This is a genomic window from Nocardia sp. NPDC023733 (genome assembly GCF_040639775.1).
Classification (GTDB): domain Bacteria; phylum Actinomycetota; class Actinomycetes; order Mycobacteriales; family Mycobacteriaceae; genus Nocardia; species Nocardia rosealba.
The window spans coordinates 237,042-255,638 of sequence record NZ_JBFAAN010000005.1; the positions used below are offsets into that span (position 1 = coordinate 237,042).

Consider the following 18,597-nt stretch of genomic DNA (forward strand, 5'->3'; position numbering starts at 1 on the left):
GCACTCCACAACCGGCGGCTTACCGTGGCGTCACCGGGCGCTTCGACAGGGTGGGTACGCCGATGCGATTCGCCGGCCGCGGCTCACGAACCCAGGAAATCGAGGTGCACGATCCGTAACGTCGGGGTGCGCTCATCGACGTAGACCGAACGCTCCATGTGCTCATTGCTCCGAGATGTATACCGCTCCTCCGCGCGCGATATCCGGGGTGAAGAATTCAAGTCCGGACCAGCAATATGTTCAAACCGGGGCGGCATCGGCGGCGTAAAAATTTCGAGAGGCTGCTCAAAATTGGACATTGCGAGCATTGATGCCAGTTGCTCCGGTGTCGCCTCGAGTACGAGAAGATATCTGTCTATCCGTTCTCCCGCACGCTTGGCGAGGAGGACCTTCGTGCCATCCGGAATAATCCAGTCGCCGTAGTTCGCCGCTTCCTGAACAAGTTCTGGCGAAGTCGATGCCTCTATCAGCGGCTTCCCATCTGTGCGTCCGACCGAGACGAAGCCACCGCACCCGACCAACAGGGTCAACGCAACTGATATGCACGCGGAGATAACAGCTCTCTTCGCAGGAATATTCGCAATTCGGAAAATCATATCGACGGCACCACTCGAGTAGGATCCGATCGGTCGCCTTGCCTGCTCTCGGTTCCTTCGTGAATGCTCGACCCTCGCATCGGCAGGGCGCCCTTGTAGTGCTTGGTGGATGATGTCCCGAACTGGTTGAATTCCTTGGCAAGGCCTGCGGTATGCAGGGAGCCCATCATATTGTCGGTTATTTCGATTTTTCCGAAATTGACAAATTTTCCATTATCCCAGTTGTAACGATCATACATATGGGTCTGATAATACATGTCCACGGCTGGTCGTGTGCCGCCATCCGTTGCCTCGGTGAAGGTGACTATCCCAGTTGAGCAAACCTCAACTGCCGCCATCGCAAGGAACCAATCATGACTGTGGTCCTTCGTAATGGCGTAACCTTTCCATGGGACTTCAAAAGTTATCGGAGAACCAAGGTTTGGGTTATTTTCCTTCAGTTGTTCGATGGCCTCGATCAAGTAATATTCAGCATGATCCTTGACTGAGGGAACGTCTTGCATGACCTTGTCCGGGTCGATATGATAATCGGTACCAGTGTTTCCGAGATAGTGGCGCATACCTCTCGCCGCATGGGTAAGCCCGAGAACATCAGCTGCGGCTTGACCGGCGAGTGCGATCTTTGCCCATGCGATGTCATCAAGACGTGCGAGGCGGGATTGTGAGTTGTACGGCCCGGCTCCACCGTCGTGCGGCGGCGGTGTGGGCATTCCCGGAATCTGTGGGGGCGACATCAACAACCTCGAATACCGTAGTGGTGAATGTTACGATTCATGCAGAAATCTGAGCTGCGGATGAATCGATGGATTCCTCCTGCCACCAGACGTTGCTACCGTATCCGTAGCGCCGTGTGCCGGGATCAGCGGTGATCTTATCCGGTGCCACGTAATCGGCCGGGTTGAACACAGGCGGAATCCGACCGGGCGTGTAGTTCAGTGCCTGAGTAAGTTTGTCAATAAGACTGGTTATCGCGCTGCGCCTGGCCTCGGCGGCCTGCTTCAATGAATCGACCGCCGTTGTGACTCTCGAACTCACTCCTGGCTGTAGTGGCTCATTGATAAGTTGTGCCCATACTCCGAGTGGGAAGGAATTCTCCCCCTCGGAAATAGTCTCGAGAACTCTACTGCTCATATCCATTGCTTGATTGAGCACCAGTTGCTCTAAGCATATGCCGGCGTTCTCCGCAATTTTCGCCACCGCGTCTAGATCAAGACTGCGCGTGTTTATGGATTGGGCCAGGGTGGTTGCGGTGGTTTCGAAAGAATCTGCCGCGCTGCCCGTCCAATCGGACCTCAACCATCGGGTGCCGCCCGCGATATTTTCGGAGGTCACGAAATCATTGATTCCGAGCATTGCGATTCGCTTGCCAATGACTTCTATCGATTCCCAATCCGCTTCCAAGGGGACGAGGAATTCGCTGATTGGCCTGATTCCCATTGCGATACTCAACGACTCTTCATATGGTGACAGTTGTGCGATCGCTGCTGTGACCACCTGTCTTATTTTTTTCGGGTCATCGGCCACATCCTGCAGGCTCGGCAACTGCAGCCCGCCATATCGTGTGTGCCCTCGGTCAAGAGCTCCCGCTGCAGTGTCTTCATTGAACGCCGACGATGAGAGTGCTCCGAGCGCGCCGGCATTAGAGTCATCCGTCGAGTGGTAGGCCTTCGCTGTTGTCGACAAATCGGAGCCGAGTTGATCGATCGCTACTCGATCCGAGTTGTGGGCAGTCATATAGGTGCTTCGAAAGCTTTCTACAGCTGTAGCCACTGTCGCCATGAGGCCGACCGAGTTCGGGGGAGGTTCAATGGCAGCGTGAAAGCGGGAGGCGTTGGAAGATGAATTCGCGGCTGTCTCGCCGAGGTCTATAGAAAACCCATTCAGCTTGCTAGTTTCAACCGATAGCTCAGCCGGTTCTGTCACGAACTGCCTCCTGTTTTGTGGAGTCTGCCACCGCGCGAAGCATTGCCAGCCCCCCCGATCCTGGTGTCTCGACGCTGAACCCCGCACTGCACGATTCGAGATGCTTCCTCATGGGTGGCCAACGTTGTTCGACCATCGATAGCCTCTTCTCGGCGTGGAAGTTCTTCTCCCATAACCTATCCAGGGTGAGATTGGTAAGAGCCCCATCGTCATGGTGTAACCGTCAGACATACGTATCGACAACCGCGTCATTCGATCTCGCCACGGGAAGTGTTGTCATCCATGTTCCCCTTGCGCGGCCCAGGGCGTAATCGACGACAACCATCCGGGCGGAATGTTGCACGGATCAATTCCTGTCGGCACGGCCGCGGCGAAACCACCCGCCGAACCCGATGGACTGGCCGGCCAACGGATCCCCGATGTCCCACACCTGGCCAGCACCGAAATGCCAGCTAGCACAACAGCACTCGATAGCGTTCGCATACCCACCCCACGGCCCTGCCAGCCTAGACTGCCGCCCACGATATCATCGCTTCCCGGCCATCGTAAGGCTGTGCGCAATCCTCGCCAAAGGCCCTGCCCACCGTGGCGTCACCGTGCGTTTGAACAACTCAGAGGTTGTTCGAAGACGGGACGACCATTCCCCTTCGTCTGTTCTTCTCGGAGATGTTCGGGACCGGAGTTGAACTTGCCGCGCGCATCGACTTCGACTGGATGGTCCTGGTGCCGGGAAGTTTCATCGTCCGAGGATCTGCGGGTCTCAGTAACGCGATGCTCTCTACCGGACCACGATCGACGGTCGGGTGTCCACGTCTACCTGCTGATCGAACATCAATCCGGCAGTGACCAGTTGATGGCGTTCCGGATGCTCGGCTACGTCCTCAACATCTGGCGACGGCATTTGGACGAGCATCCGACGTCGCAGGTCTTGCCCGATGTCCTGCCGATGGTCGTACACAGCACCCATACGGGCTTGCGGTGGACGGCGCCTACCCAGCTCGATGGCTTGATGGAGCTGAACGACTCCGCGCGTGATGTGATGTCTCGCTATCTGCCGTGGTTCGAGTTTCTGCTCGACGATGTGGCTCCGCTCGACCTCGCGGCATTGCGGGCGCGGCCGTCGATGACTACAGCGGAACGACTGGAAGCGCGTGGACGTGCCGCAGGTCGCGCTGAGATGCTGGCCGAGGTGATGACTGCCAAGTTCGGTCCGTTGCCGAGCGCTGTGCACGAACGGGTTCAAGCTGTTGATGCCGACGAGCTCCACGGATAGGTCAGGCGGGGGGTGTTCACCGCCGGATCGTTGGCGGAGATTTTCTCCTAGGCGAAAGGAACCAATGGCAAAGGCCGCCTTCATCGATCGATGAAGGCGGCCTTTGTAGGGGCCGGGGGGAGGTCAGCGGGCGAAGAGCAACGCGCGCTTGACTTCCTGGATGGCCTTGGTGACCTCGATGCCGCGGGGGCACGCGTCGGTGCAGTTGAAGGTGGTGCGGCAGCGCCAGACACCTTCGACGTCGTTGAGGATGTCGAGACGCTCGCGGGCGCCTTCGTCACGGCTGTCGAAGATGAAGCGGTGGGCGTTCACGATCGCGGCCGGGCCGAAGTAGCTGCCGTCGCTCCAGTACACGGGGCAGGAGGTGGTGCAGCAGGCGCACAGGATGCACTTGGTGGTGTCGTCGAAGCGGGCGCGGTCGTGCTGGGACTGGATGCGCTCGCGGGTCGGCTCGTTACCCGAGGTGATCAGGTACGGCTTCACGGCACGGAACGCGTCGAAGAACGGTTCCATGTCGACGACGAGGTCCTTCTCCACCGGCAGGCCGCGGATCGGCTCGACGGTCATGGTGAGGGTCTTGTCGCCCTTGGGCAGCATGTCCTTCATCAGGACCTTGCAGGCCAGCCGGTTCACACCGTTGATCCGCATCGCGTCGGAACCGCACACACCGTGGGCGCAGGAACGCCGGAAGGTGAGGGTGCCGTCCAGGTAGGACTTGATGTAGATCAGCACGTTGAGGAAGCGGTCGGTCGGCAGGACCGGCACCTGGAACGAATCCCAGTACGCGCCCTTGTCGTTCTCGGTGCTGAACCGGGCCACCTTCACGGTGACCATGACCGAGCCCTCGGGAACGGGCGCGGGCTTCTGCGTGGTTGGTTCTGCTACAGCAGTCATCAGTACTTACGCTCCATCGGCTCGTAGCGGGTCTGCACCACCGGCTTGAAGTCGAGGCGGATCTCGGAGATGAGTTCCGGGCCCTCCTTGTACGCCATGGTGTGCCGCATGAAGTTCACGTCGTCGCGATCCGGGTAGTCCTCGCGGGCGTGGCCGCCGCGCGATTCCTTGCGGTTGAGCGCGCCGACGACGGTGACCTCGGCCAGCTCGAGCAGGAAGCCCAGCTCGACGGCCTCGAGCAGGTCGCTGTTGTAGCGCTTGCCCTTGTCCTGCACCGTGATCCGGGTGTAGCGCTCCTTGAGCGCGTGGATATCGGTGAGGGCCTGCTTGAGAGTGTCCTCGGTGCGGAACACGGCGGCGTTCATGTCCATCGTGTACTGCAGTTCGGTGCGGATGTCGGCCACGCGCTCGTTGCCGTGGTCGGACAGGATCAGCGCCAGCCAGTCCTGCACCATCTGCGCCGGGTTCTCCGGCATCTCGACGAACTCGGTGCGCTGGGCGTACTCGGCGGCCGCGATGCCGGCGCGACGGCCGAACACGTTGATGTCGAGCAGCGAGTTGGTGCCGAGACGGTTCGCGCCGTGCACGGACACACACGCGCACTCACCGGCGGCGTAGAGGCCGGGGACCACGTCGGTGTTGTTGCGCAGCACCTCGCCACGGATGCGGGTGGGGATACCGCCCATCACGTAGTGGCAGGTCGGCATGACCGGCACGAGCTCCTTCACCGGGTCCACACCCAGGTAGGTGCGCGCGAACTCGGTGATGTCGGGCAGCTTCTCCTCGAGCACGTCCTCGCCGAGGTGGGTCACGTCGATGTAGACGTAGTCCTTGTTCGGCCCGGCGCCGCGGCCTTCCAGCACCTCGAGCACCATCGAGCGGGCGACGATGTCACGCGGCGCGAGATCCTTGATGGTGGGGGCGTAGCGCTCCATGAAGCGCTCACCGGAGGCGTTGCGCAGGATGCCACCTTCACCACGGACCGCCTCGGAGATGAGGATGCCCAGGCCCGCGAGGCCTGTCGGGTGGAACTGGTGGAACTCCATGTCCTCGAGCGGCAGGCCCTTGCGGAACACGATCGCCATACCGTCACCGGTCAGCGTGTGCGCGTTCGAGGTGGTCTTGTACATGCGGCCCGAGCCGCCGGTGGCGAACACGATCGACTTCGCGTGGAAGACGTGGATCTCGCCGGTGGCCAGCTCGTAGGCGACGACGCCGGTGGCGACGGGCCCACGGTCGGACTCGGTCATCACCAGGTCGAGCACGTAGAACTCGTTGTAGAACTCGACGTCGTGCTTGACGCAGTTCTGGTAGAGCGTCTGCAGGATCATGTGACCGGTGCGGTCGGCGGCATAACACGCGCGACGCACGGGCGCCTTGCCGTGGTCACGGGTGTGGCCGCCGAAGCGACGCTGATCGATCTTGCCCTCGGGCGTGCGGTTGAACGGCAGGCCCATCTTCTCCAGGTCCATGACCGCGTCGATGGCCTCCTTGGCCATGATCTCCGCGGCGTCCTGGTCGACCAGGTAGTCACCACCCTTGACGGTGTCGAAGGTGTGCCATTCCCAGTTGTCTTCTTCGACGTTGGCCAGTGCGGCGCACATGCCGCCCTGGGCCGCGCCGGTGTGGCTGCGCGTCGGGTAGAGCTTGGTCAGAACCGCGGTACGAGCCCGGGGACCGGCCTCGATCGCCGCGCGCATGCCCGCGCCACCGGCGCCGACGATGACGACGTCGTAGCGATGTTCCTGAATCGGACGGGATTCACTCATGCGAGGTGGCCTGTTCCTAACCGGTGATGTTGGGGTCGAAGGTGAAGATGACGTAGGTGCCCACGCTCATCACCAGGATCATCGAGACCACGAGGATGGTCTTGAGCCAGAACCGGGTGGAGTCCTTGCGGGAGTAGTCATCGATGACGGTGCGCAGACCGTTGCCGCCGTGCAGCTGAGCCAGCCACAGCATGGACAGGTCCCAGAACTGCCAGAACGGGCTGGACCAGCGACCGGCGACGAACGCGAAGTTCAGTCGGTTCACGCCGCCGTCGATCATCAGCATGATGAACATGTGGCCGATGACCAGCACGATCAGGAACAGGCCCGAGATGCGCATGAACAGCCATGCGTACTTCTCGAAGTTGCTGTTCGCCTTGCCGCGGGGGGCGCGGGGGGCGTCGAGGCTGGCGGGGCGGTCGTAGGACTTGCCGAGGACAGGTGCAGACATATCAGTGCTCCGTCAGCAGGTAGAAGAACTGGCGGCCGACGCCCGCGGCGGAGACCAGGATCCAGATGGTCAGCACGACCCAGAGCATCTGCTTCTGGAAGCGCGGACCCTGCGACCAGAAGTCGACGAGGATGACGCGGACGCCGTTGAGCGCGTGGAACAGTACGCAGACGACGAGGCCCATCTCCATGAGCGCGACCAGCGGGTTCTTGTAGAGCTCGATGGCTTCGTCATAGGTGTTCGGGTTCACCCGAACCAGTGCCGTGTCCAGCACGTGCACGAAGAGGAAGAAGAAGATCGTGACACCGGTGATCCGGTGCAGCGCCCAGGACCACATGCCGGGGTCGCCGCGGTACAGCGTCTTCCGCTTCGGCTGGGCCGGAGCCGGAGCTTCTATCGTGGTCATAGAGTGCGGTGCCTCCAACGTCGTTGATGGACCCGGTCACAGATCCGACGCCGGCTGCGTGGAGAGGCAAATGCCCAGGTGGCTGCGCTGTATTCTCGAGCGCTGGCCCGCCGCCGGGAACCTGAACCGATCTTCGGCTGACTCTAATCCTCTCTGTTTCGCGGAACTAATTCGGCGTGCCGTGCGTTGTGCACGAATCGGCCGAGTTAGGTTTACCTTTCTCGATGCCGAATACTGGTGTCCGAGCCCCCGCGCGGACATGTTCGGCGGTATCGGCTGGAGGTTCGCGATGTCCGAAATCGACTGGAATACCTTGCGCGACATGGCAATTCGCGTAATGGGTAGCGCGTATGCCCCGTACTCGGGTTTCCCGGTCGGTGCTGCGGCTCTCACCGTGGATGGTCGAATTGTGAGCGGTTGCAATGTGGAAAATGTCTCATATGGACTAACCCTGTGTGCCGAATGCGTACTCGTCGGTAACTTATTCGGGTCGGGTGGGGGACGCCTTCTGGCGGTATCGGTGAGCGATTCCCGTGGCGAAATCCTGATGCCGTGTGGGCGGTGCCGGCAGCTGCTGTTCGAGCACGGCGGGGGCGAGCTGCTCGTCGACCATGCCGAGGGGCCCAAGACGCTGAGCGAGCTGTTGCCGTACGCGTTCGGGCCCGATGATCTGGCGGCCGGGCAGCGCTGATCGCACCGGTCGACCAGTGACCGACCCGAACGAGGGTGATCGGGTCCCGCTCCAAGTTGATGGAGGAACGGCGGAGGCTCGCTCGGCGTGCGGAGTGCCGCGGCCGATGTTGCGTGCCAGACTGGCCGCATGACGGCACTGGACGCGGTATCGATCATTCGGGCCAAACGGGATGGCGGCGAGGTGTCGGACGAACAGATCGACTGGGTGGTCGACGGGTTCACCAGGGGAATCGTGGCCGACGAACAGATGTCGGCCCTGGCGATGGCCATCTTGCTGCGTGGCATGAACCGGCGCGAGATCGCGCGGTGGACGGCGGCGATGATCGGTTCGGGGAGCCGGATGGACTTCACCGACCTGCCGCGGCCCACCGTCGACAAGCATTCGACCGGTGGCGTCGGCGACAAGATCACCCTGCCGCTGGCGCCCCTGGTGGCGGCCTGTGGTGCGGCGGTGCCGCAGCTGTCCGGGCGCGGCCTCGGACACACCGGCGGCACCCTGGACAAGCTCGAGTCGATCCCCGGCTGGCAGGCCGACATCACCGTGCCCCGCATGCGTGAGATCCTCGCCGACCCCGAGATCGGCGCGGTGATCTGCGCGGCGGGCGCCGACCTCGCCCCCGCCGACAAGCGGCTGTACGCGCTGCGTGATGTGACCGGGACGGTCGAGTCGATTCCGCTGATCGCGAGCTCGATCATGAGCAAGAAAATCGCCGAAGGGACCGCGGCGCTGGTGCTCGACGTGAAAGTCGGGACCGGGGCGTTCCTGAAGACCCTCGACGAGGCGCGCGAGCTGGCCGCCGTGATGGTCGAACTCGGGGGAGATGCAGGTGTGAAGACCGTCGCGTTGCTGACCGCGATGGACACCCCGCTCGGCCGGACCGCAGGCAACGCGCTCGAGGTCGCGGAGTCGGTCGAGGTGCTGGCCGGAGGTGGGCCCGCCGATGTGGTCGAGCTGACGCTCGCCCTGGCACGCGAGATGGTGGCCCAGGCCGGGCTGCATGTCGACCCGGCCGAGGTGCTCGCCGACGGTCGGGCGATGGATCACTGGCGGACGATGATCCAGGCACAGGGTGGCGACCCCGATGCCCCGCTGCCGACCGCGCGGCACACCGAGACGGTGCGGGCCGAGACGGCCGGGGTGTTGACGCGGCTCGACGCGATGGGCGTGGGTTTGGCCGCCTGGCGGCTCGGTGCCGGGCGCGCCCGACAAGGCGAGCAGGTCCAGGCGGGCGCGGGTGTCGAGATGCACGCCAAGCCCGGCGATTCGGTGGCGATCGGCCAGCCCTTGTTCACCCTGCACACGGACACGCCCCAGGCGTTCGCGGGAGCGTTGGAGGCGCTCGAGGATGCCGTGGGGATCGAACTCACCCCGGCGAGCAAGCCGGGCGAGCTTGTGCTGGGACGTATCGACTGAGGTAATAGTCGTGGCCGCGCGGCCACGATCGGGAGGTTCGCTGTGTCGGTGGTCGGGGCGGGAGACCGCGGCAACGGGAGGCGGACGGCGGCGGTCGCGCGGGCGCTCGCCTTCGCCACGGCGCTGATCGCGTTCGCGATCGCCGGGCTGATGGTCTTCGACGCTGTCAGGGTGGTGAACGAGCCGATCGAACCCGATCAGGTGGACTTCCGGTTCGTCACGGGGGTGATGTGGGTGATCATGGCCGCGATCGTCGCTCCGGTCGGCGTGCTGAACCTGATCGGTGCCCGCCTGCTCGGCCGCCGAAAGCCGCGCGGACGGACGTTGGTACTCACCGGGTCATTGCTGGGCGCCGTGGTGGCATTCATGGTCGGCGCCGACGCGCCGGTGGTGGCTTGGGTGTCGGTGATCGTGCTGTTCATTGTCACGGCGGTTGCGGCTGCGCTACCTGGGACCAAACGCTGGGTCCAATGCGCGCCATCGCCGAGTGAGTCGGGGGAGTCGGTGCTAGGGCAGGTGGGCTGAGGGGGTGCGGTAGGTGGCGGACACAGGTGGTGTGGCGGGGAGTGCGGTAGGTGGCGGGCTCGAGTAGCGCCGTGCGGCTGGAAAGGGGGAGTGGCGGGCTCGAGTGGGGCGGTGGGTTGGTGGTGCGGTGGGTGTCCTCGGGGAACTGGGCTGCCGGGATCGGTGGGTGCGGCTAACGTTTGGATATGACTGGACCGGCGCCCCTCGACCTTGCTTCGATCCGACGTGCACCCAAAGCCCTGCTGCATGACCACCTCGATGGTGGTCTGCGGCCGGAGACGGTGCTAGAGCTCGCCGCCGAGTGCGGCTACGACCAACTACCCGCGCAGGATGCCGAGAGTTTGGGCGCGTGGTTCCGCGACGCCGCCGACAGCGGGTCGCTCGAGCTGTACCTCGAGACGTTCGCCCATACCGTCGCGGTGATGCAGACACCGGAGGGATTGCGGCGGGTGGCTCGCGAATGTGCCATCGATCTGGCCGCCGACGGGGTGGTCTACGCCGAGGTGCGGTTCGCACCCGAGCAGCATCTGGAGAAGGGGCTCACGCTCGACGAGGTGGTCGAGCACACCCTTGCCGGGTTCCGGGAGGGGGAGGCGATCGCGGCGGAGCAGGGCAACGTCATCCGGGTGACGTGTCTGCTCACCGCCATGCGGCACGCCGCGCGCTCGCGGGAGATCGCGGAGCTCACGGTGCGCTTCCGCGACAGCGGGGTCGGTGGGTTCGACATCGCGGGGGCCGAGGCCGGGTTCCCGCCCACCCGGCACCTGGACGCTTTCGAATATCTGCGAGTCAACCACGCGCACTTCACGATTCACGCGGGGGAGGCGTTCGGATTGCCGTCGATCCACGAGGCGCTCGCCTTCTGTGGCTGCGATCGGCTCGGGCACGGTGTGCGCATCACCGACGACATCAGCGTGCCGGGCGACATCGAGGAGGCCCAGCTCGGGATCGTCGCCAACTACGTGCGTGACATGCGGGTGCCGCTGGAACTGTGCCCGTCGTCGAACGTGCAGACCGGTGCGGTGCCCTCGCTCGACAAGCACCCCTTCGACCTGCTCGCCCGGCTGCGATTCCGGGTCACCGTCAACACCGACAATCGGCTGATGAGCGACACCACCATGAGCCAGGAGATGCTCAAACTGGTGGAAACCTTCGGCTACGGCTGGAGCGACCTCGAACGCTTCACCATCAACGCCATGAAGTCGGCGTTCATCCCGTTCCCCGATCGCCTGAAGATCATCGACGAGATCATCAAACCGCGCTACGCGGTCCTGGTCGGATGACGAAGAAGGGTGGCACCTCGTCGGTGCCACCCTTCTCGTCTTGCTACTCGCTGACCAGCCGTGCTTCGAACGTGCGTTGCAGTTCGCGGAACTGCTGGGCCTCGGCCGTGAACGGCGGGTTCGGGGCCAGCCGGTTGGGGTCCGGGTTGAGCAGATAGGAGACGTACCAACCCAGCGGGTTCGACGCGGCAAGCGCCTGTTCCACGCTGTCGTCGTCGGCGTAATCGGCTGCGTCGGTGAACAATTCGACGGCGAGGTCGAGCTGTTCGATGTCGACGGCCTCCGGTCCCTCGGCCAGGTCCTCGACGAGACCGGTGAGCACGTAGACGTTCTCGTCGCTCACCTCCACCTCGAGTGAACCGTCGACCGCGGCGGTCTGCACATCGCCGAAGGTCGACACCCGGGCCAGCTCGTGCTCGTGGTCGTCGGCCAGGTAGCGGGCCAGCGCGCGCTCGGAACCGAACACCGTGATGGTGCGGCCGTTGCCGAGGAAGATCGGCTCGTCGTCGAGGTAGCAGCGCAGGGTGAAGTGCTCACCGTCGGAGGTGACGATCTTGACCGGGTCGATGCCGACCTCGTGCCAGAACGTCTCGTCCTCGTCGTCGGCGGTGAGGTCGACGCTTTCGAACTCCTCGTCCTCCTCGACCACGTCGTCGGCGTCGACCACGTTCTCCTCCGCGGCCAGCAGTTCGGCCTCGGCGACCTCGACCGCCGCGGCATCCACCTCGGGGGTGGTGACGATGCTGTCGATCGCGTCGAGCACGTCGTCCCAGCCCTTGACGATGGCGGCACCGACCTGGTCCCACAGCTCCTCGCCGTCGCGCCCGGTGAAGGTACCGACGCCGTTGGCCAGCACGCCGAGCACCGGGTTGTCGTCGAAGAACGCCGTCACCACGTCGAGCTCGCACACGTCGCCGATGTTGCGAACCATCGCCAAGGTGTCCTCGAGCTCGCCGACCACCTCACCGTCGGGTTCGCCCGCGGCCAGCTCGGGCACGGAGACCAGGTCGAAGGTGAAGTTTTCCTCCGGCTCCAGTTCGGCGGCCGACAGGCCGGCGACCACCGCCCACGACGGATGCTCGACGAGGTCGTTGTCGGTGTCGGTGCGGATGAACGCGGCCAACTCCGCAACGGACTCGAAACCGTAGAGGTCGTCCTCGTGTCCGAGGAACGCCATGTACTCGTCGTCACCGTCGCGCCAGCGCGGTGCCCACAGGGTGACGAGATCGCCATCGGTCAGACCGAGCTCGATCGGGACGATGTCTCCAGAAGCCATGACGCGAAGCCTATCGAGCTTCAGCGCCGCGCACTATCCGGCCCGGGTGCTAATTCCCCCGGCGGGTGTGCAGTGCCGCCGGTGAGCGATTCGTTCAGTGTCGCAATGATGTTGGAGCGCGCTTCGCCCGCGGTCTCGGTGGCCTGCCTGCACGCCGACAGGATCAGCTGCGCGGCCTCCGCCGGCGGCAGGGCGGTGATGCCCTCGTCCAGGCGCAGATCGACCAGCGCGCCGTCGCTGTTCACCTCGGCGGTGACCAGCCCGTCGTCGGTGGTGAACTTGCCGTTGACCTGCTTCAACCCGTACAGCGCCGCCTCGAGTGCCTCGAGTTTCTCGGTCACGCCCGCGACCAGGGCGTCCATTTCCGCGCTCACAGGGGCCTCATCCAGCTCGTCTGACCGGTGTCGGCGTCGTCGATGCGGTCGAGTTCGTCGACGGCCTGACGCCGGGTCGGCAGGTTCATCTTGTCGAGCAGGGCATCGGGGATGCCTGCCTGCTCGCTGTACACCTCGCGCAGGCGCGCGGCGGCCGCGATGGTCGAACGCCTGGTCAGGCGAAGGATCTCATCGGCGAGCGCCTGCGCGCCGTACTGGTATTCGCTGCGCTCGAACTTGAGCGCGATCGGCAGCCCCATGCTCGTCGCCCGCACCGAGATGGTGCCCGACCGGTTGGTGCTGACCGCGGTTTCCACATTGGGAACCTCGGGGATCGGGGTTTCGCTCATGAGGTAGGCCTGTAGAAGCCGTAGAACTCCATGCCACTGTTCTCCGTTCGGATCGAACTGATCGAGACCGGGTCGCCCGCCTCGACGAGCTGCCCGTTGCCGACGACCATGGCGACGTGGCCGTCCCATACGGCCAGGTCACCGGGCATCAGGTCACCGGGTGACACCTGTGGGTGTCCGATGTGCTGTTCCTGGGCCAGGCGGGGCAGCTCCACCCCGGCCTCGCCGTAGGCGTACTTGGTGAGACCACTGCAGTCGATGCCCGAGCCCGGGTCGTTGCCGCCCCACACGTACGGGGTGCCGACCGCGCCGATGGCCGAGCGCACGGCCGTGGCGGCCTCTTCGTTGGGCGCTTCGACCACGCTGCCGTCGGGCAGGGTGACCTTGACGCCGGTGCCGGTGGAGCCCGTGGACGACCCGGTGGGGGTCGAGGTCTTGCCGTTGTTGGTCGAGTTGCCGGTGCTCGTCCCGCCCGAACTGCTCGAGTCGCCGCCGCCCATGGCCGTCGACAGGCCCGACGACACCGCGCTCAGCATCGAACCGCCCGCGCTCGTCGCGGTGGACAGCAGCGTGGAGGCGGCCGAAGTCGACAGGTTGGCGGTGTTGGCCAGCGGAGTGCTCGACGGTGCCGGGGTGAGTTCCTTGATGGCGGCGGTCTGGGTGCCGAGTTCGTCCTGCACCCGCCCGACCACGCCCATGCCCTGGCCGATGTGGTCGATCGCCGAGGCGACGACGGCGGTGAGGCCCGCCGGGGTGGCCAGGACCGGGCTGAGCGCGGAGACCTCGGTGAGGAAGGAGTTGACGATCCCGTCGAGTTCCTTCTGCCCGGTCTGCACATACGCGGCGGCCTGATCGACCACGGTGGCCATCTCGTTGCCGGTGTCGGACAGGGTGGCCGAGGAGGTCTGCACGCGCAGCGCCTTCGAGGTGACCGCGTCGACGGCCAGACCGTCCCAGGCGGTGTTCACGGCGTTGATGCCGGTGCGGCCGAGCTGATAGATCTGGTCGATCTCGGCGGAGGTGCTGCGCAGGCCGTCGGACGCGCCGCCGGTGCCGAGGACACCGCTACCGAAGCTGGACAGCAGGTCGTACAGGGGTTGAGCCAGTCCGCTGAGGTCGATCATGCGAGTTCGCCCGCTGCCGATTCGATGGCGGCGGCATTGCCCGTGTCGGTGTCGACGAGGGTGGTCGCGGCGCCGGCCGTTGCGGTGCCCATGCTGGCCATCACGGCCGAGAGTTGGGCGATCGCGGCGACGTGACCGGCCTGGGCGGCGGCGTAGGCGGTGACGAAATCGCCGCCGATGAGTCCCATCACCGGACCGAGCAGAGCCGGGTTCGATGCCACCGATGCGGCCGCCGCCGTGGCGAATTCGGTGGACATGGTTCCGGCGGTCGCACTATAGGCGACGATGCCCTCGGCATCGGCCGACATCTTTACCATCGAACTTCCCCCAATCCTCGAGTTCCCGGGCAGAGTACGTCATTCACATGATTCGACGCACCGGCTCCGCGTTCGGTTCCCTCTTCCGCGAAATTTCCCCAGCGGACGCACCGGAAGCGCGTGGGTGACCCTATCGTTTTTTCATGCGCACCGACACCGTCGACCATCCGCTCGCCGCCACTCTGCTGAGCACGATGCGAGACGCCCGCACCGACAACGCCACCTTCCGCAACGCATTGGCCGACCTCACGGGCATTTTGATGTATGAGGCCCTGCGTGACGCGCCCGTCGTCCGCGAACCGATCAACACGCCGGTCGCCGTCACCGACGGTGTCCGCCTGGCCGCCCCACCGCTGCTCGTCCCGGTCCTGCGCGCGGGTCTCGGCATGGTCTACGCCGCCGCCGATCTCGTGCCCCAGGCCCGCGTCGGTTTCGTCGGCATCGCCCGCGACGAGGAAACCCACCAGCCCGTCCCGTACCTGGAATCCCTGCCGACCGATCTGACCGACCTCCCCGTCTTCGTCCTCGACCCCATGCTCGCCACCGGCGGCTCGATGATCCACACCCTGGAACTCCTGGTCGCCCGCGGCGCCACCGACATCACCGCCGTCTGCGTCGTAGCCGCCCCCGAAGGTGTTGCCGCCCTGGCCGACTCGGGCCTGCCCGTCCGTCTCGTCACCGCCGTCGTCGACGAGAAACTCAACGAACACGCCTACATAGTCCCCGGCCTCGGCGACGCGGGCGACCGCCAATTCGGCCCCCGCTGAAACCGAGTGTCAAGGAAGCTCGAGCGCTCGGCAGAAGTCGGCCAGGCCATCGAGTCTTGCTGTGGCGGCGGCGCGGGCCTTCGGTAGGTCGGCGCTGTCCGTGACCGGGGCGAAGACCTCCAGATAGCACTTCAATTTCGGTTCGGTGCCCGAAGGGCGGACGACGATACGGAAGTCGTCGGCCTCGAAGATCAGTGCGTCCGTGCGCATTCGGCCGCGGACCTGGGCCTGATCGGTGAATTTCACCGGTGTGCCCGCGATCTCGACGGGCGGGTCCGTGCGAAGGGCCGCCGCGAGGGTGGTGGCTGCCGCTTGGTCGGGCAGACGCAGCGACACCTGACCGCCGACGTGGAGGCCGAATTCGACCGCGTAGGAATCGAGTTCGTCGAGGAGGGTGCGGTCCTGCGCCTTCAACAGGGCGACCAGGTCTGCGGCGGCCACCGCGGCGGAGATGCCGTCCTTGTCGCGGACCTTCGACGGGTCGACGCAGTGGCCGATGGCTTCCTCGTAGGCGTACACGAGTCCGTCGCCTGCCCTGGCCAGCCATTTGAAGCCGGTGAGCGTCTCGGCGTAGCGGGCCGAGCGGGCGGGCGCCAGCTTCGAGAGCAGCCGCGAGGAAACGATTGTCGTGGCGACCAGCGGGTCGTCGGCGGCGGTGCGCAGCACGTAATCGGCGAGCAGCACACCGGTTTCGTCGCCGCGCAGCATGCGCCAGCCGTTCGGTCCCGGCACGCCGACGGCACACCGGTCGGCGTCGGGATCCAGGGCGATCGCCACATCGGCGCCCACCCGCTCGGCGAGTGCGAGCAGCAGATCGGCCGCTCCCGGCTCCTCGGGGTTGGGGAATGCGACGGTGGGGAAGTCGGGGTCGGGGGCGAACTGTTCGTCGACCACATGCACGTCGGTGAAGCCCGCGGCGTGCAGCGCCCGCACGGCGAGGTCACCGCCCACACCGTGCATGGCAGTCAGGGCGATCCGCACCTCGGCCCGCGCCCCAGGACCGCCCAGCACACCGGGCAGTTCGGCGACCCGCGCCAGGTACCGGTCGACCAGTTCGGCCCCGGACGGTGAAACAGGCTCCCGCTCAACCGGTTCGACAACCTTCTCGATGTACTGCTCGATCTCGGTATCGGCCGGTGCGATGAGCTGCGAGCCACCGTCGAGATACACCTTGTACCCGTTGTCGGCGGGGGGATTGTGCGAGGCGGTGATCTGCACGCCCGCCACCGCACCCAGCTCACGCACCGCGAACGCCACCACCGGCGTCGGCACGGGCTCGGGCAAGAGGGTCACGGGAAAGCCCGCGGCCGTGAAGATCTCGGCGGTCGCGGTCGCGAATTCGGCGGAACCGTGCCGGGCGTCGCGCCCGACCACCACCGCACCGCCACCGAGACACCGCGCCCGCAACCAGTCGGCCAGGCCGGCGGTCGCCCGCGACACGGTGGTCACGTTCATCCCGTCCGGTCCCTCGCGCAACGGGCCACGCAGGCCCGCGGTCCCGAAGCGCAGCATCTACACCCGCTCCAGGATGCCGCGCAGCAGCTTGCCGAGCCGGGGCGCGGCGGCCTGCCCCTCGGCCAGCACCTCGGCATGCGAGAGATGCTCACCGGTGACCCCGGCGGCCAAGTTGGTGACCAGCGAGATGCCGAGCACGCGCGCCCCACGCGAACGCGCCTCGATCGCCTCGAGCACTGTCGACATGCCGACCAGGTCGGCGCCGAGAGTGGCGAGCATGCGGATCTCGGCGGGCGTCTCGTACTGCGGCCCGAGCAGCCCGGCGTACACGCCTTCACCGAGCGATGGGTCGAGTTCCTTTGCCAGCGTGCGCAATTCGGGGTCCCAGGCGTCGACCAGGTCGACGAAACGCGCCCCTTCCAGCGGGGTGCGCGCGGTGAGGTTCAGGTGGTCGGCGATAAGAACCGGCTCGCCCACCCGCAGCCCGCCCCTGATCCCGCCCGCGGCATTGGTGAGCAGCACGATCTCCGCACCGGCCGCGATCGCCGCCGACACCGGGTGCACCACCTGCTGGGGCGTGTAGCCCTCGTACAGGTGCTGACGGCCCATCAGCAGCAGCACATTGTTGTCGTTGACGGTGACCGAGTGCACCATCCCGCCGTGCCCCTGCGCGCTCGGTCTGCCGAAGCCGGGCAACTCCGGCATGGCGATCGAGGCATGCGGCGCGCCGATCTCGGCCGCGGCCTGCTGCCACCCCGATCCGAGCACCACGGCCACGCGATGACGCGGCACTCCCGTACGTTCGGCGATAGCCTCGGCGGCCTTCTCGGCAAGCATGTGGATAGCTTATGTCCCTGGAGCGCTGGCGCGCTCGAGTCGGCGGCCCCGCAAGTCAACCGCCGCTTCGCGGCGATCCCTCCTCGAGGTCGGGATGTGCGGGGCTGGGGAGGTGTCTACCCGCGAGTAGGAGGGTGTTCCGGCGCGGACTATTCTCCCTGCATGCCGTATTTGGAGCGCTCTGGTGAAGTTTTCGTCCTGTACCTCGGTGACGAGGGGCAGACCGACAACGAGAACCGTTTCTCGCCGGACTGGATCGACGCCTTCCACGCCGAACTCGACAAGGTCGAGGCCTCCGAGGGTGCCGCGGCGCTGGTCACCGTCGCGACCGGCAAGTTCTACAGCAACGGCCTCGACACCGATTGGGTGTTCGCCAACCTGGACAAGATCCACGGTTACCTCGACCGCGTGCACACGCTGTACACCCGTCTGCTGACCTTCCCGATGCCGACCGTCGCCGCGATCAACGGTCACGCCTTCGGCGCGGGCGCCATGCTCGCCTCCGCGCACGACTTCCGGGTGATGCGCGGCGACCGCGGCTTCTGGTCGCTGCCCGAGGTGCACCTCGGCATGCCCTTCACCATCGGCATGAACGCGCTGCTGCAGGGCCGTCTCAGCAACCAGGTGTGTGTGCAGGCGATGACCACCGGTCACCGCTTCGGCGCCGACGAGGCGATCGCCGCGGGCATCGTCGACGCGAAGGCCGACGCCGACCAGGTGCTGCCCACCGCCGTCGCCCGTGCCGCCGCGCTCACCAGCCTGCGCAAGCCGATCACCCCGATCATCAAGACCTCGCTGCACGCGGAGACTCTCGCCGCGCTCGCCACGCCGGTGACCCCGGAGAACCTGCCCTTCGGCAACTGAGGTCCT

At 65.5% G+C, this 18,597-nt stretch carries 21 protein-coding genes; 7 read left to right on the forward strand and 14 right to left on the reverse strand.

Annotation, left to right across the window (positions count from 1 at the left end; all coding sequences use genetic code 11):
• Positions 1 to 83: 83 nt before the first annotated feature.
• From AB0F86_RS21365 to AB0F86_RS21375, 3 genes are all read right to left on the reverse strand, one after another.
• Positions 84 to 596 carry a hypothetical protein gene (locus AB0F86_RS21365; protein ID WP_067641376.1) on the reverse strand — a complete coding sequence of 171 codons (513 nt, stop codon included), beginning with the start codon at positions 594 to 596 and terminating at the stop codon, positions 84 to 86.
• On the reverse strand, positions 593 to 1,306 hold the full coding sequence (locus AB0F86_RS21370) for a hypothetical protein (protein ID WP_181697576.1): 714 nt from the start codon (positions 1,304 to 1,306) through the stop codon (positions 593 to 595). Before AB0F86_RS21370 ends, AB0F86_RS21365 begins: the two co-directional genes overlap by 4 nt.
• Positions 1,307 to 1,367: 61 nt before the next feature.
• Positions 1,368 to 2,519 (reverse strand): type VII secretion target, encoded by a 1,152-nt coding sequence (locus tag AB0F86_RS21375; RefSeq protein ID WP_356984891.1) that lies wholly within the window; start codon positions 2,517 to 2,519, stop codon positions 1,368 to 1,370.
• Between the two features lie 445 nt (positions 2,520 to 2,964).
• Here AB0F86_RS21375 and AB0F86_RS21380 point away from each other — a divergent pair, with 445 nt between their 5' ends.
• Positions 2,965 to 3,792, forward strand: coding sequence for an Rpn family recombination-promoting nuclease/putative transposase (locus AB0F86_RS21380; protein ID WP_357171709.1), 828 nt, complete (start codon positions 2,965 to 2,967; stop codon positions 3,790 to 3,792).
• Between the two features lie 123 nt (positions 3,793 to 3,915).
• On the opposite strand, the gene AB0F86_RS21385 is transcribed toward AB0F86_RS21380, so the two are convergent.
• From AB0F86_RS21385 to sdhC, 4 genes are read right to left on the reverse strand one after another with little or no spacing between them, the layout of a single operon-like run.
• Complete coding sequence (locus tag AB0F86_RS21385) at positions 3,916 to 4,686, reverse strand: succinate dehydrogenase iron-sulfur subunit (RefSeq protein WP_067490793.1); 771 nt, start codon at positions 4,684 to 4,686, stop codon at positions 3,916 to 3,918.
• The gene (gene sdhA / locus AB0F86_RS21390; RefSeq protein ID WP_220139230.1) at positions 4,686 to 6,455 is read right to left on the reverse strand and encodes a succinate dehydrogenase flavoprotein subunit; all 1,770 of its coding nucleotides are present in this window, start codon (positions 6,453 to 6,455) and stop codon (positions 4,686 to 4,688) included. The genes AB0F86_RS21385 and sdhA overlap by 1 nt, the downstream gene beginning before the upstream one ends.
• A gap of 16 nt (positions 6,456 to 6,471) precedes the next feature.
• The gene (locus AB0F86_RS21395) at positions 6,472 to 6,906 is read right to left on the reverse strand and encodes a succinate dehydrogenase hydrophobic membrane anchor subunit (protein WP_181697572.1); all 435 of its coding nucleotides are present in this window, start codon (positions 6,904 to 6,906) and stop codon (positions 6,472 to 6,474) included.
• A 1-nt stretch (position 6,907) separates the two neighbouring features.
• Positions 6,908 to 7,312: a succinate dehydrogenase, cytochrome b556 subunit gene (gene sdhC, locus AB0F86_RS21400; protein ID WP_181697571.1), complete on the reverse strand. Its 405-nt coding sequence runs from the start codon at positions 7,310 to 7,312 to the stop codon at positions 6,908 to 6,910.
• Between the two features lie 289 nt (positions 7,313 to 7,601).
• Between sdhC and AB0F86_RS21405 the strand changes: the two genes are divergently transcribed.
• The 4 genes from AB0F86_RS21405 to AB0F86_RS21420 all read left to right on the forward strand — a co-directional run bounded on the left by AB0F86_RS21405 (position 7,602) and on the right by AB0F86_RS21420 (position 11,227).
• Positions 7,602 to 8,003: a cytidine deaminase gene (locus AB0F86_RS21405; RefSeq protein WP_181697570.1), complete on the forward strand. Its 402-nt coding sequence runs from the start codon at positions 7,602 to 7,604 to the stop codon at positions 8,001 to 8,003.
• A 129-nt stretch (positions 8,004 to 8,132) separates the two neighbouring features.
• The gene (locus AB0F86_RS21410; RefSeq protein ID WP_356984889.1) at positions 8,133 to 9,419 is read left to right on the forward strand and encodes a thymidine phosphorylase; all 1,287 of its coding nucleotides are present in this window, start codon (positions 8,133 to 8,135) and stop codon (positions 9,417 to 9,419) included.
• A gap of 42 nt (positions 9,420 to 9,461) precedes the next feature.
• The gene (locus tag AB0F86_RS21415; protein WP_356984888.1) at positions 9,462 to 9,944 is read left to right on the forward strand and encodes a hypothetical protein; all 483 of its coding nucleotides are present in this window, start codon (positions 9,462 to 9,464) and stop codon (positions 9,942 to 9,944) included.
• 185 nt (positions 9,945 to 10,129) lie between these two features.
• Positions 10,130 to 11,227, forward strand: a complete 1,098-nt coding sequence (locus tag AB0F86_RS21420; RefSeq protein ID WP_356984887.1) for an adenosine deaminase — start codon at positions 10,130 to 10,132, stop codon at positions 11,225 to 11,227.
• A 43-nt stretch (positions 11,228 to 11,270) separates the two neighbouring features.
• On the opposite strand, the gene AB0F86_RS21425 is transcribed toward AB0F86_RS21420, so the two are convergent.
• Genes AB0F86_RS21425 through AB0F86_RS21445 form a run of 5 tightly spaced genes read right to left on the reverse strand, consistent with a single transcriptional unit; the run spans position 11,271 to position 14,668 of the window.
• Positions 11,271 to 12,503 carry a primosomal protein gene (locus AB0F86_RS21425; protein ID WP_181697566.1) on the reverse strand — a complete coding sequence of 411 codons (1,233 nt, stop codon included), beginning with the start codon at positions 12,501 to 12,503 and terminating at the stop codon, positions 11,271 to 11,273.
• A 20-nt stretch (positions 12,504 to 12,523) separates the two neighbouring features.
• The gene (locus tag AB0F86_RS21430; protein WP_181697565.1) at positions 12,524 to 12,877 is read right to left on the reverse strand and encodes a YbaB/EbfC family nucleoid-associated protein; all 354 of its coding nucleotides are present in this window, start codon (positions 12,875 to 12,877) and stop codon (positions 12,524 to 12,526) included.
• Positions 12,874 to 13,227 carry a hypothetical protein gene (locus AB0F86_RS21435; RefSeq protein ID WP_067490779.1) on the reverse strand — a complete coding sequence of 118 codons (354 nt, stop codon included), beginning with the start codon at positions 13,225 to 13,227 and terminating at the stop codon, positions 12,874 to 12,876. Before AB0F86_RS21435 ends, AB0F86_RS21430 begins: the two co-directional genes overlap by 4 nt.
• Positions 13,224 to 14,351, reverse strand: a complete 1,128-nt coding sequence (locus AB0F86_RS21440; RefSeq protein ID WP_067490777.1) for a C40 family peptidase — start codon at positions 14,349 to 14,351, stop codon at positions 13,224 to 13,226. The genes AB0F86_RS21435 and AB0F86_RS21440 overlap by 4 nt, the downstream gene beginning before the upstream one ends.
• Positions 14,348 to 14,668: a hypothetical protein gene (locus tag AB0F86_RS21445; protein WP_067490775.1), complete on the reverse strand. Its 321-nt coding sequence runs from the start codon at positions 14,666 to 14,668 to the stop codon at positions 14,348 to 14,350. Before AB0F86_RS21445 ends, AB0F86_RS21440 begins: the two co-directional genes overlap by 4 nt.
• A 143-nt stretch (positions 14,669 to 14,811) precedes the next feature.
• Here AB0F86_RS21445 and upp point away from each other — a divergent pair, with 143 nt between their 5' ends.
• The gene (gene upp, locus AB0F86_RS21450; protein ID WP_356984886.1) at positions 14,812 to 15,435 is read left to right on the forward strand and encodes a uracil phosphoribosyltransferase; all 624 of its coding nucleotides are present in this window, start codon (positions 14,812 to 14,814) and stop codon (positions 15,433 to 15,435) included.
• A 9-nt stretch (positions 15,436 to 15,444) separates the two neighbouring features.
• Here the strand turns inward: upp and AB0F86_RS21455 are convergent, their stop codons facing one another.
• On the reverse strand, positions 15,445 to 16,947 hold the full coding sequence (locus AB0F86_RS21455) for a phospho-sugar mutase (RefSeq protein WP_356984885.1): 1,503 nt from the start codon (positions 16,945 to 16,947) through the stop codon (positions 15,445 to 15,447).
• On the reverse strand, positions 16,948 to 17,727 hold the full coding sequence (locus AB0F86_RS21460; RefSeq protein ID WP_181697563.1) for a purine-nucleoside phosphorylase: 780 nt from the start codon (positions 17,725 to 17,727) through the stop codon (positions 16,948 to 16,950).
• 162 nt (positions 17,728 to 17,889) lie between these two features.
• Between AB0F86_RS21460 and AB0F86_RS21465 the strand changes: the two genes are divergently transcribed.
• Complete coding sequence (locus AB0F86_RS21465) at positions 17,890 to 18,591, forward strand: enoyl-CoA hydratase/isomerase family protein (protein ID WP_356984884.1); 702 nt, start codon at positions 17,890 to 17,892, stop codon at positions 18,589 to 18,591.
• Positions 18,592 to 18,597: the final 6 nt, after the last annotated feature.